Here is an 11,953-nt window from a genome sequence, read left to right as displayed (position 1 = left end):
CCCAGGAACCCTTCGCGTTCCAGCCGCAGCAGCGCTTCGCGGATGGGGGTGCGGCTCACGCCCAGTTCGCGCGCCAGTGCCGTGTCGCTGATGCGGGCCCCGGGCTTGAGGTCGTCGCGAAGGATGCGGTCCACGATGGCGTGGTGCACCTGGTCCCGCAGGGGAACGCGCGAGATGGAGGGCGATCCGCCGCTGGCGGCGGCGCGCGAAGTCTGGCGGGGAGTCATCAGGCGGAGCTGGAGTGGATTGCGTACCGGGCCCACAAGATCGCGGGGCGGGTGGGCAGGCGCAACCGCGCGCGAGGCGCCGTACCGTGTTCAGGGTTCGTCCGCACGCCGGGGTTGCCGGGGCACCGCGGGGCCGCAACATTGGCCGGGTTCCGGCTGTTTTTTCCGTACGCACGCGCCGTGTCCGCCCGCCGGGGCGACGGCGCGGTCCGCTGGTGAAGGCCGCGCCGTCGAGCGTAGGAACCGATTGAAACGAACATCCATGGACAGAATATCCGCGACCGGCACCTGCGTGCTCTGCGACCGCCCGCTCCCCTCCGGAGGGGGCACGGAGCCCCACATCGGCTTCTGCCCGAACTGCGCGGCGGAGCTGGGAATGATCCCCGCTGAAGACGTGCTGGGGCTCACCCGCGAAGACCTGGACCTGCTCCCCTTCGGCTTCGTGACGGTGGATTCCGAGGGCATCGTGGAGGCGTTCAACGCGTTCGAGTCGCAGCTCAGCGGGCTGCAGGCCGCGCGGGTGATGGGGCGCAACTTCTTTCGCGACGTGGCGCCCTGCACGGCGGTCAAGGAGTTCGAGGGGCGCTTTCGGGGGATGGTGGAGCGGGGCGAGCCGGGGATGGACCGGTTCCGGTACCTGTTCCGCTTTACTAGCGGCGAGCGGCTGGTGCAGATCACGATGACGTACCTGCCGGACAAGAAGAAGGGTGTGTTGATCGTGAGGAATCTGGATCGGGCGTAGGGGGTACGGCAGTACGAAAGTACGAAAGTGGCCGGTGTGGGCGACGGGTGTTTTCGTTGCCGGCGGGCTCCTGAGCGGATGAATCCGCCGCTCTGACAGCGGGAAGCCCCGACACGCCGCCCACAGGCGCCGTTCGGGGCTTCAACTGCGGTCGACGCCACGGACGGGGCGCCGGTCCGGACAGGGTGCCCACGCCGCTTTCCGCCCGCCGCGCCGATGTGTCCGCCGCAGTCCGCGACGGCGGACTTTGTGCTTTTCCAGCGTCGAATTCATTCGCTCTGGACGGGGGCTGCGCGCCCGACGGATCGTCTTCGCGCCCAACTGCTCGTCTTCGCGTCCAACGACTCGTCTCCGCGCCCGTGCTGCTCGGTGTTCACGCCCGTGCTGCCGATGGCGTCCGCGAAGGCGGGCTCTGCGCTGTTGGAGCCGCGGCTTCAGCCTTCCTGTGTGATTCGGACGATGAAACAGCACCTGATCCTGCTCCTTCCCGTGCTGCTGGCGTGCACTCCGGCTTCGGGGGACGCGCGGCAGGCGGAGCCGTCGACGGGGGCGGCGCGTGGGGCGCAACGGGCCGTGGCCGCCAGCCCGGCGGCCGGCTCGGCGGCGATGGATTCGCTGCGCGCGGCGTTCGTGCGCGCGTACCAGGCGCGCGACGCGGCGGCGCTCGCGGCGCTGTACGCGGACAGCGCGACGCTCGTGGGCACGTCGGGCGTGGTGGTGCGCGGGCGCGAGGCGATCCGCGACGGTTATCACCGAAGCCTCGGCACGCTGCAGGACTTCGCCATGGAAGCCGAAGCCTCGGCGCAGGAGGGCGCGCTGGCGTACGAGCGTGGCGTCTACTCGCAGAACATCGTCGCGCCCGGCCGTGCGCCGCAGCGCGTCCTGGGCACCTACCTGCTCGTGGCCCGCCGCGGCGCGGACGGCAGGTGGCGGATCGATTCGCACACGGTGAGCCGGGCTCCCGCGCGTGCGGCGGAGTAGGGAAGGGCAGGGAATAGGGAATAGGGAATAGGGAATAGGGAACGGCACGGGCCCATCCCTTTCCCCCGTAGTCCCCCCGCGACCTCACCTCCGCGTGAGATGACCGCGCAGGACAGACGCAGGACAGGCCGGGACCCACGCGGATCCCGGCCTGTTTTTGTCGTGCGGCGTAGCGTTCAGCGACTCGGATTCGGAGCCAATTCCGCCTGCCTCCGGATGATCTGGCCCAGTCCACGCAGCGCCTCATTCACTGCGGCCGAGTCAGGAAACATCGCCGCGACGTCCGCATCCAGACGCACAATGTTGGTTCCTTGAGCGTAACGGGCGGCGTACTTTCCGCGAACGCCGCCGCTGAAATCGTACTCGTCCGCAATCTCCCAATCAGCTTCGTCGCTCATAATCTCTTCGTTCGCCTCGTGTTGCTGCGCGCGCGCTGATGATCCGGATTCGCTCGCCGCGTTCGGTATGCGCCACGACCAGAAGTCGCCCAGCATCAGACGTGCCGAGAATGAGGAAGCGTTCCTCACCCTGGGAGTGCCCCTCGTCCGAGATCGTAACGGACCACGGATCCTTGAAGACGGTACACGCCTCTTCGAAATCGACCTCGTGCTTTAGCCGATTCGCCAAAGCCTTCTGTGAGTCCCACTCGAATTCGAACGACATCGCCTTTCGGGCGTGAGATTACTCCCCGTACGGCACCCACACGTTCTTCACCTGCGTGGCCTGCCGCAGGAACTCCCGGCCCTCGCCCTGCTCCGCGTCCAGCCAGTCGCGGTCGCGGCCGTAGCCCACCCAGGTGCGCTTCATGTTGCCGGCGGACAGGCGCTCCACCATGGCGCTCCCCTCCGCCGTGCCGAAGTACCACATCGCCTCCACGTCGTCGTGCGAGGCCAGCGTCTCCGAAAGCTCGTCGCGCTTGCCCGTGACGATGTTCACCACGCCGCCCGGCAGGTCCGACGTGTCCAGCACCTGGTAGAAGTCCGTCGCCGCCAGCGGCCACCGCTCGGACGGAATCGCGACCACGCTGTTCCCCGTGGCCACCGCCGGCATCACCGTGCTGATGAAGCCCAGCAGCGGGAACGCATCCGGGCAGGCCACGCCAATCACGCCCACCGGCTCGTTCATGGCGATGGTCACGTTGCGCAGCGGCGTGGCGTGCACCAGGCCGTCGTACTTGTCGGCCCACGCGGCGTACGTGTACAGCCGGCGGATGCTGGCCTCCACCTCGCGCTCGGCGCCCGCCTCGTCGCCCGTGAGCGCGGCGATGCGGCGGGCGAACTCGTCCGCGCGCGCGCCCAGGTTCTCGGCCATGTAGTACAGCACCTGCGCGCGGTTGTGCGCCGTGCCCGCGCCCCACCCGCGGGCCTTGTGCGCCGCCTCCACCGCGTTGCGGACGTCCTTGCGGTTCCCCAGCCCCACGTCGCCCACCAGGCGGTCGCCGGGTCCGTACACCGGCATGCTGTACCCGCTGTCCGGCCGCGCCTGCTTGCCGCCGATGTACAGCTTGGCCGTCCGGTCGATGGGCGGCAGCGACGGCCCGCCGTTGCGCGCCTTTTCCCCACGCGACGGCTTCGTCTTCACCACCTCGCGGCGCGCGCCGTTGCCCTTGCCCGCCACTTCCCACCGCGGCTTGATGTACTCCCACAGCCCCTCGCGCCCGCCCTCGCGGCCAAACCCGCTCTCGCGGTAGCCGCCGAACCCGGCCGCCGCGTCGAACAGGTTGGTGCTGTTGATCCACACCGTGCCCGCCTTGATCCTGGGCGCGACGTCCAGGGCCAGGTTGATGTTTTCCGTCCACACGCTGCTGGCCAGCCCGTACGGCGTGTTGTTGGCCAGTTCCACCGCCTCCGCCGGCGTGCGGAAGGTCATCAGCACCACCACCGGGCCAAAGATCTCCACCTGCGCCACCGTGGACGACGGCTGCACGTCCGTGAACAGCGTCGGCGGAAAGAAGCAGCCCTCCGTGGGGCAGCTCCACGAAGGCTGCCAGAGCGACGCGCCCTCCTGCCGCCCCTGCTCCACCAGCTCGCGGATGCGGTCCAGCTGCACGGGCGCCACGATGGCGCCGATGTCCACCGACTTGTCCAGCGGATTGCCCACGCGCAGCGTCTCCATGCGCTCGCGCAGCCGCGCCGTCAGCTTTTCAGCGATGCCTTCCTGCGCCAGAATGCGCGAGCCGGCGCAGCACACCTGCCCCTGGTTGAACCAGATGGCGTCCACCACGCCTTCCACCACGCTGTCCAGGTCGGCGTCGTCAAACACCAGAAAGGGCGACTTGCCGCCCAGTTCCAGCGACAGCTTCTTGCCCGTTCCCGCCGTGGCCACGCGAATGATGCGGCCCACGTCGGTGCTGCCGGTAAAGGCGATCTTGTCGACGTCGTCGTGCGCCACCAGCGCGGCGCCCGTGCGGCCGTCGCCCGTCACCACGTTCAGCACGCCCGGCGGAAGCCCCGCGTCGCGGCAGACCTCGGCGAACAGGAGCGCCGTCAGCGAGGTGAACTCCGCGGGCTTGAGCACGACGGTGTTCCCCATCGCCAGCGCCGGCGCCACCTTCCACGCCAGCATGAGCAGCGGAAAGTTCCAGGGGATGATCTGGCCCACCACGCCCACGCCCGTGGCGCCCGGGAACTCGGCGTCCATCAGCTGCGCCCACCCGGCGTGATGGTAGAAGTGCCGGGCCACCAGCGGAATGTCGATGTCGCGAGACTCGCGGATGGGCTTGCCGTTGTCCACCGTCTCCAGCACGGCGAACAGGCGGCTGTGGCGCTGGATGTGGCGCGCGATGGCGTACAGATACCGGGCGCGCGCATGGCCGTCCAGCGCCTGCCAGGCGGGAAGCGCCTCGCGGGCCGCGCGCACGGCGTCGTCCACGTCTTCCACGCTCCCCTGCGCCAGCCGGGCCAGGGGGCGGTTGTCGGCCGGGTTGGAGGTTTCGAACCACTCGCCGCCCCGCGGGTCGCGCCATTCGCCGGCGATGAAGTGCCCGAAGGTGCGTACCCGCTCCTCCAGCCAGGCCACCGCGGGCGAGGCGCTCTCGGGTGCGGGGCCGTATTCCATGGTTTCGAAGATCTCGGCGATGCTCATCTGGCTGCTGCGGGAAGGGGGGCGGCGGGCCGCGTCCCGGACGCGCGGCGGGTCGTAATCTACAGCATCGGCGCCCGTTTGGCAGGCCCGCGCGCGCGCGGCGTGCGGATTGCCCGTGCAGCGTGCAGATTCCGGCCGGAGACAGAGCGCCGCCACCCCGTACGCCACCTCGCGTGACCGATCACGATCCGCATTCGCCCCGGCCGCCGCTGGAGCAGGCGCCGCCCGCCTCCGCGCGCCCCGACGCGTGGGAGACGCACCCGCCGCTGGACGGCGAGCCGGACCCGCGCCCGCGGCCCCCGGAACCGCCGGCGCCGTTCACCTTCGCACTCTCGGCCATCATCCTGGCCGTGGGCGCCGTGCAGGTGCTCGTCTGGCTCGGGCTGGGGCGGGGCGGACCCATCTGGGCCGCGGCGGACGGGCGCGCCGCGTGGGTAGACGCCGCCGCGCTGGATCCCTATCGCGTGTCGCGGGGCGCGTGGTGGCTGCTGATGACCAGCGCGCTCATGCACGGCAACTTCATCCACTTCTTCTTCAACTTCAGCGCGCTGCGCAACCTGGGGAAGGCGATGGAGTGGAAGGGGCCGCGCGGCTGGGTGCCCGTGGTGTTCTTTGTGTCCTCGCTGATCGCCTCCGTCGCCAGCCTGGTGCTTCCCCCGGTGACCCTCTCCGTGGGCGCGTCGGGCGGGCTGATGGGGATGTTCGGATTCCTGCTGGTGATGGCGCACCGCCGCAGGCAGCACCTGCCGCCGGGCTTCATGCGCGTGCTGCTGATCAACGTGGGGATCATCGCGGTGATGGGGCTGGTGCTGTACCAGTACGTCGACAACGCGGCGCACCTGGGCGGCATCCTGGCCGGCGGCGCCATCGGGCTCGCGGTGGTTCCGGACGGCAGCCGGCCGTGGGACGCGCGCGGCGGCGAAACGCTGGACCAGGCCGGACTCGGCGCGCTCACCGCGCTGGGCGCGGCCGGCGTCGTCGCCATTCTCGCCATGCTGGGCATCGCCTTTCTGCCCTGACGCACGTGGGGCATGGGGGCGCGGAGCCCGATGCGCTGCCGCGGAGAGTGCGCGCATCGGGCTCCTCTATTTGAGAGAGTTGCAGCAGAAAGGGCGGCCCCGCGTGGGGCCGCCCTTTTTCCATCCAACGAGCGAGGCGGACTACTTCGCCGCTTCCAGCACCACCAGCCGCGCGTCGTCGCGGTTCAGGGCCTCAAACCAGGCGACCAGCGCGGGAAGGTGGCTGCCCGGCGCGGTGCCGCGGTAGCCGGAGAAGCGGCGCGTGACCCGCAGCGTCTGGCCCTCCTGCACATATTCCGACACGTAGCTGCCGAACTCGCTCTCTGCCCGCACGCCCTGCGGAAGCCGCGCGCGGTAGCCCTCCGGCAGCGCCACGCGGAACTCGCTCAGCGTCTGCACCGGACCCATCACCGCGTTCAGGTCGATGTCCGTGCGGCGCGGCGTGGGCGCGGCGGCGATCTCGGCCAGCACCGCGTCCATGGAGCCGTTGGCCATGGGCAGCGTAAGGATCAGGTCGCCGCCGCTGCGGGTGGCCGCGCGGCCCCGGCTGAGCCAGACGGACAGCTCCGGCCTGGCCGTGAGGTCACGCCCGTTGAACAGGCGCACGCTGTCCGTGACCGCGCCGGTGAACACGCGCCCCGCGATGGCGCGGGAAAACTCCTCGCGGTCCTTGGGCGTGAACGGGTTGGCAAAGGCGCTGCGCAGTTCGTACTGCAGCGACCCCGTGGCCCGCTGCATCCACTGCCCGCGGAACAGCCCCTGCGCATCCAGCTCGCCGGCCAGCAGGCTTTCCGACCGGTTGGCGGACGGCTCGTTGAGCGGAAAGGTGATCTCTTCCGCGGTCCCGTCTTGCTTGACCACCAGCCCGAACTCGCCCTGGTACCCGGGCGACACCTCGCCGTACGGAATCAGCTCCGCCGTAAGGTCCAGGTAGGTGTAGCCGCCTTCCGGGCGCTCCACCGCGGCGATCATGTGGTCGAACTGCTCCACCGAGGGCATGTCGCGCCGCACGCCGCCGCCGGAGCTCAGAATTACGGGGTACGCCTTCACCCCCATGCTCCGGGCGAGGGCGACGAACAGCGTCGCCTTGTCCTTGCAGTCGCCGTACTGCGTTTCCAGCACCTGCGCCGGGGTGCGCGGCTGGTATCCCCCGATGCCTAGCGAGAGCGACACGTAGCGGATGTCCTGCGCGATCCACCGGTGCAGGGCGCGAAGGCTGTCCTCGCGCGTGCGGGCGCCGCGCACCACCTCGGCCATGCGCGCCCGGAGTTCGGGGGTGACCTCGTAGCGGTTCGCCGACAGCCCGTGGTACCAGCGCGCCACGTCCGCCCAGGTGGTGGGCCCCGTGACCAGGATGTTCATGTACAGCCGGTTGGAGTCGCGGGCCATGAACGGCTCCGGCTCTACCTTGGCCACGTCGCGCGTGGACCAGTTGTACAGCGTGCGCCCGCCCGCCGTGCGGGTGCGCCGGGCGAAGTTCAGGTTGTGCTCCAGAATGCGCGGCTGCACGCTGGACGGGATCTCCAGAAGGTAGCGCGAGCGCAGGGTGGGCCGCCCGGTGTGCACGCTCCACTGCGCCAGGAAGTCGCCCGGCAGCACCGGCTCCAGCGTTTCCACCGTGTAGCTGTAGTCCACGATCATCCCCGGCACCACGCCGCCCATGGTGATGCGGCGGATGCGCTGGTCGGTGTACACCGGCGCCGACTCGCCCGGGGTGGAGGTGCTTTCCTGGTCGTGCGACGGCTTGTCGCTGACCACGCGACCGTCCGGGCCGATGACCCGCGCCCAGTTGAGCCGGAACTTCTCGCGCCTTCCATCCCATGAGAACGTGTTTTCCGCCAGCGACTCCACGGCTTCCTGCGTGAGCACCTGGGCCACGGTGCGGTAGGTGCGGCTGCCGCGGCCGTCGGCCTCCACCACCACCACGCCGTCGTCCAGCAGCAGCACGGACGATTCCTCGGGGTAGTCCTGCGCCTTGACGGCCAGGCGGTAGATGGTGTCGCTGCGCACGGAGGGGTCGCCCGCCTCGGTAATGCGGGGAGCCTGCGCGGCCAGCGGGGCCGCCGCCAGCAGCAGCCCCAGGGTGATCCAGTGATGGCGCATGAGATGGAAAAGCAGGAACTGCGGGCGAAGGTACCCGGTGGGGAAGGGATGGCGAAAACTAAAGTCCCCCGCCCGCGCCGGGCAAGCGCGGGCGGGGGAACGGACGGAACCCTGGCGCGGAGCCTGCCGTATCAACCGGCGTCCCGCACGCGGCGCAGGGGCGGCGCGCGGGCGGGCGTGCGGACGTACGCCTTGACATCGCGCGCGTTTGCGCGAGTTTTACCTGTTGGGCCTTCTACACGTGCAGGAGTTCGCCACGATGGTGCAGGCAGGCATGAAAAGGGCGGCCCTGGCGGTGCTGCTGGCGCTCTGCGCCGTGGCTCCGGCCGGTGCGCAGGCCGCGCGGGACACCGTTCCCGACCCGGAAGATACGCGTCCCCGCGGCTTGGTGACGCGCGAGGAGATGATGGCGGAGCGGCTGCGGCGGCTGGGCGTGGACAACCCCGATCCCGCGCCGCACGCGCCGCGCAACCGCGCCGACAGCCTGGAGTGGGTGCGCTGGCGCAACGCCGCCAACGCGGCCCGGGGGCGCCGGATCGTGGTGAGCATCTACGACCGCAAGCTGTGGCTCATCGACGGGCGCGACACGCTCATCGAGGCGGCGGCGGGCGTAGGGATGGGTGTGGTGCGCGGCCCCAAGGGCATCGGGCGCTACGACTTCAGCACGCCGCGCGGGCGCCGCACGGTGCTGGCCAAGGAAGAAAACCCGCTCTGGAACCCGCCCGACTGGCACTACTACGGCGAGCACGAGACCGTCCGCCCGTTCCCGGCCGGCGGCATCGACCTGGGGCCCGACGGGCGCGTGGTGCGCCGCGGCGACCGCATCGGCATTCTCAAGAACGGGCAGTTCGACAGCATTCCGGCCATCCGGCCCCTGCTGTTCAACGACGTGCTGTACATTCCGCCCTTTGGCACGGTGAACCGGCGGATCCCCGACGTGCTGGGCAAGTTCAAGCTCGACACGGGCGGCGGAATCCTCATCCACGGAACCAACGACCCGCTGGCCGTGGGATTCTGGGGAACGCACGGCTGCGTGCGGCTTTTTGACGACGACATCGCCTTCGTCTTCGAGAACGCGCCGGTCGGCACCCCGGTGTACATCTACTGACGCCGTCCCCGGACGGCGGGCGGGATCGCGGGACAGCGGGTGCGGTGCGCGCCCGCTGTTTCGTTTTTGGTTTCCGCGCCCCGCGTGGTGGTCCGCCCCTTGCGCGCGTGCGCCGGGAAACCGTGCACCGGGGGGCAGAGTGGAAGCAGCGGACTGGACGATGACGGAACGGGAAGCGCGCGCCGGCCACGTGCTGGACGCGTACAGCGAGCGCAGGCGGGCGCGCCGCGGCGAAGACACCTGGTTCGGCGACCCGCGCGGGCTGCGCGAGGGCGCCGAGGCGGGGATGAACGCCGACGAGCTCAGCCGCCGCCGGCTGGACGTGGTGCAGGAGGCGGTGCACGTGGGGATGCCCGCGGAACTCGCCGAGCTGATGTACGACATTGCCCGTGACGAAGGGCTGGACCCTGTGCTGGCCTTTGAGCTGGTGCGGTCCGGACTGGGCGTGATGCCGCCGGAGGAGGGGTTGGACAACGCTCCCCGGCACCACACGACCGACAAGTACCGCCCGGAATGGCTGGAGCCGCCGGTGGATCCCGATACGCTGCTGCGCGAGCGCACGCTGCGGATCAGCTTTCGCCGGCTGCGCGGTTTTCTGGAGCGGCACGACGACCCGGCCGACGCCTTCCAGGCGTTCGCCCGCGAGCCCGACGTGGGCGCCGTGGGATACTGAAGCCGGGGACCGAACACGAAGATGAAGATGCCGGAAGATACCGCGCCCGACGGCGCGCCGCAGAATACGCCCGAGAACGACACCGCCTCCGCGCCGGAGAGCGCGGCCCACGACGCCCCGGCCGCGGACGGGCCCGCCGCCGAAGCGCCGCGCGCCGAGTCCGCCGAGGCCGCGCCGCCCGCGCGCCCCGAACCGCCGGTGGGCCCGGGGTTCGTGGACCTGGGGCTGGCGCCGGAGATCCTGGTGGCGCTGGACGCGCTGGGGTACGAGGAGCCCACGCCCATTCAGGTGCGCGCCATTCCCGTGCTGCTGGCGGGGCGCGACGTGATCGGGCGCGCGGCCACGGGCACGGGAAAGACGGCGGCGTTCGCGCTGCCGCTGGTGCAGCGCATCAACCCGTCGCAGCGCGGCGTGCAGGCGCTGGTCATGGCGCCCACGCGCGAGCTGGCCGTGCAGGTGGCCGAGGCCACGCAGAAGTACGGCGCGCGGCGCGGCGTCTCAGTGCTGGCCGTGTACGGCGGGCAGGACATCACCCGCCAGCTGCGGGAGCTGCGGCGCGGGGTGCAGGTGGTGGTGGGCACGCCGGGGCGCCTGCTGGACCACATCCGGCGCGGCTCGCTGGACCTGTCGGGCACCCAGTACGTGGTGTTGGACGAGGCCGACGAGATGCTGGACATGGGCTTCATCGAAGACATTGAAGCCATTCTGGAGCAGCTGCCGGCCGAGCGGCAGACGGCGCTGTTCTCGGCCACCTTTCCGCCGCGCATCGCCGACCTGGCGCGGCGCGCGCTCAAGGAGCCGGAGCGCGTCACCGTCGTTCCGGAAAAGCTGGAGACGCCGCGGGTGCGCCAGGTGGCGTACCTGATGCCGCGGCAGCACAAGCTGGAGGCACTGGCGCGCATTCTGGACGTGGAGGCGCCCACCTCGGCCATCATCTTCTGCCGCACGCGCGGCGAGGTGGACGAGCTTACGGCGGCGCTGGGCGTGCGGGGCTACCACCCCGAGGCGCTGCACGGCGGGCTGGCGCAGGGGCAGCGCGACCGGGTGATGGCCAAGTTCCGCCAGGGGACGGCGGACCTGCTGATCGCCACGGACGTTGCGGCGCGCGGGCTGGACGTGGAGCACGTGAGCCACGTGGTGAACTACGACATTCCGCAGACGCCGGAAGTGTACGTGCACCGCATCGGCCGCACGGCGCGCGCGGGGCGCGAGGGCACGGCGCTTACCCTGGTGCTGCCGCGCGAGCGGTTCCTGCTCAAGGCCATTGAGCGCACCACGGGGCAGCCGTTCGAGCACGCCAAGGTGCCGCGCCCGGAAGAGATCCGGGCCCGCCGCCGCGGCCGCATCGTGGACTCGGTGCGCGAGGCGCTGGCCGCCACGGACGAGCTGGAGCCGTTCCGCGACATCCTGCGGCCGCTCATGGAGGAGTTCGACCCCATGGACGTGGCCGCCGCCGCGCTGCGGGTGGCCGCCAAGAAGGGCGGCACCGAAGAGCCCGGGAGCGACACGGAGATCCCGGAGTTCGAGGACCGGGGCGGGCGCAACGAGCGCCACAACACGGGCGAGGACAGCCGCGGCCCGCGCGGGCGCCGCGACCGGCACGAGGGCGGCACGCCGGCGGGCAAGGCGACGCTGTACATCGGCATCGGCCGGCGCCGGGGGATTCGCCCGGCGGACATCGTGGGCGCCATTGCCGGCGAGGCGCGCATCAGCGGTGACCGCATTGGCGCCATTGAGATCGCAGACCAGTTCACGCTGGTGGACGTGGACGAGCAGGATGCGGACGCCATCGTGGAGAAGCTGTCCAAGGCGAGCATCCGCGGGCGGCCGGTGGCCATTCGCCGCAGCCGCGAGGACCAGGGCGAGGTGCGCGGGGCCAGCGGCCCGCCGCGCCGCGACTATGCGGACGGGCCCCGCGGCCCGCGCCGCGACGGGCCTAACCGCGGCGGCGGGTACCGGGGCGGGGACGGCGGCGGATACCGCGGCGGGCGCTGAGCGCATCCGGCGCTGAACGTC

11 protein-coding genes are annotated in these 11,953 nt (G+C 71.1%); 6 read left to right on the top strand and 5 right to left on the bottom strand.

Going from position 1 to position 11,953, the window contains the following annotated elements:
• On the bottom strand, nucleotides 1-227 hold a 227-nt coding region (locus VF665_RS16210; protein WP_331054485.1), incomplete at its 3' end, for a GntR family transcriptional regulator.
• A 262-nt stretch (nucleotides 228-489) separates the two neighbouring features.
• Here VF665_RS16210 and VF665_RS16205 point away from each other — a divergent pair.
• Nucleotides 490-969 carry a PAS domain-containing protein gene (locus tag VF665_RS16205; RefSeq protein ID WP_331054484.1) on the top strand — a complete coding sequence of 160 codons (480 nt, stop codon included), beginning with the start codon at nucleotides 490-492 and terminating at the stop codon, nucleotides 967-969.
• A 459-nt stretch (nucleotides 970-1,428) separates the two neighbouring features.
• The gene (locus VF665_RS16200; protein WP_331054483.1) at nucleotides 1,429-1,950 is read left to right on the top strand and encodes an SgcJ/EcaC family oxidoreductase; all 522 of its coding nucleotides are present in this window, start codon (nucleotides 1,429-1,431) and stop codon (nucleotides 1,948-1,950) included.
• Between the two features lie 176 nt (nucleotides 1,951-2,126).
• Here VF665_RS16200 and VF665_RS16195 read toward each other — a convergent pair whose 3' ends face one another.
• The 3 genes from VF665_RS16195 to VF665_RS16190 are packed head-to-tail and all read right to left on the bottom strand — an operon-like array spanning nucleotide 2,127 to nucleotide 5,034.
• Nucleotides 2,127-2,444 carry a hypothetical protein gene (locus tag VF665_RS16195; RefSeq protein WP_331054482.1) on the bottom strand — a complete coding sequence of 106 codons (318 nt, stop codon included), beginning with the start codon at nucleotides 2,442-2,444 and terminating at the stop codon, nucleotides 2,127-2,129.
• Complete coding sequence (locus VF665_RS25930) at nucleotides 2,332-2,613, bottom strand: BrnT family toxin (RefSeq protein ID WP_349263144.1); 282 nt, start codon at nucleotides 2,611-2,613, stop codon at nucleotides 2,332-2,334. Before VF665_RS25930 ends, VF665_RS16195 begins: the two co-directional genes overlap by 113 nt.
• Nucleotides 2,614-2,631: 18 nt before the next feature.
• Nucleotides 2,632-5,034 (bottom strand): aldehyde dehydrogenase family protein, encoded by a 2,403-nt coding sequence (locus tag VF665_RS16190; protein ID WP_331054481.1) that lies wholly within the window; start codon nucleotides 5,032-5,034, stop codon nucleotides 2,632-2,634.
• Between the two features lie 173 nt (nucleotides 5,035-5,207).
• Here VF665_RS16190 and VF665_RS16185 point away from each other — a divergent pair, with 173 nt between their 5' ends.
• Nucleotides 5,208-6,053 (top strand): rhomboid family intramembrane serine protease, encoded by an 846-nt coding sequence (locus tag VF665_RS16185; RefSeq protein WP_331054480.1) that lies wholly within the window; start codon nucleotides 5,208-5,210, stop codon nucleotides 6,051-6,053.
• A 141-nt stretch (nucleotides 6,054-6,194) separates the two neighbouring features.
• On the opposite strand, the gene VF665_RS16180 is transcribed toward VF665_RS16185, so the two are convergent.
• Nucleotides 6,195-8,156 (bottom strand): DUF3857 and transglutaminase domain-containing protein, encoded by a 1,962-nt coding sequence (locus VF665_RS16180; RefSeq protein WP_331054479.1) that lies wholly within the window; start codon nucleotides 8,154-8,156, stop codon nucleotides 6,195-6,197.
• Nucleotides 8,157-8,430: 274 nt separating this feature from the next.
• Between VF665_RS16180 and VF665_RS16175 the strand changes: the two genes are divergently transcribed.
• The 3 genes from VF665_RS16175 (at nucleotide 8,431) to VF665_RS16165 (ending at nucleotide 11,932) form a co-directional block, all read left to right on the top strand.
• Nucleotides 8,431-9,264 carry a L,D-transpeptidase gene (locus tag VF665_RS16175; protein WP_331054478.1) on the top strand — a complete coding sequence of 278 codons (834 nt, stop codon included), beginning with the start codon at nucleotides 8,431-8,433 and terminating at the stop codon, nucleotides 9,262-9,264.
• A gap of 160 nt (nucleotides 9,265-9,424) precedes the next feature.
• Nucleotides 9,425-9,937, top strand: coding sequence for a hypothetical protein (locus tag VF665_RS16170; protein ID WP_331054477.1), 513 nt, complete (start codon nucleotides 9,425-9,427; stop codon nucleotides 9,935-9,937).
• A gap of 27 nt (nucleotides 9,938-9,964) precedes the next feature.
• Entirely contained in the window at nucleotides 9,965-11,932 is a 1,968-nt protein-coding gene (locus VF665_RS16165; protein WP_331054476.1) for a DEAD/DEAH box helicase, read from the top strand.
• Nucleotides 11,933-11,953: the final 21 nt, after the last annotated feature.

Source organism: Longimicrobium sp. (assembly GCF_036387355.1).
Taxonomy (GTDB): Bacteria; Gemmatimonadota; Gemmatimonadetes; order Longimicrobiales; family Longimicrobiaceae; genus Longimicrobium.
Note: the sequence above shows the minus strand (reverse complement) of the source record. Positions and strands in the feature narration are given on the sequence as shown.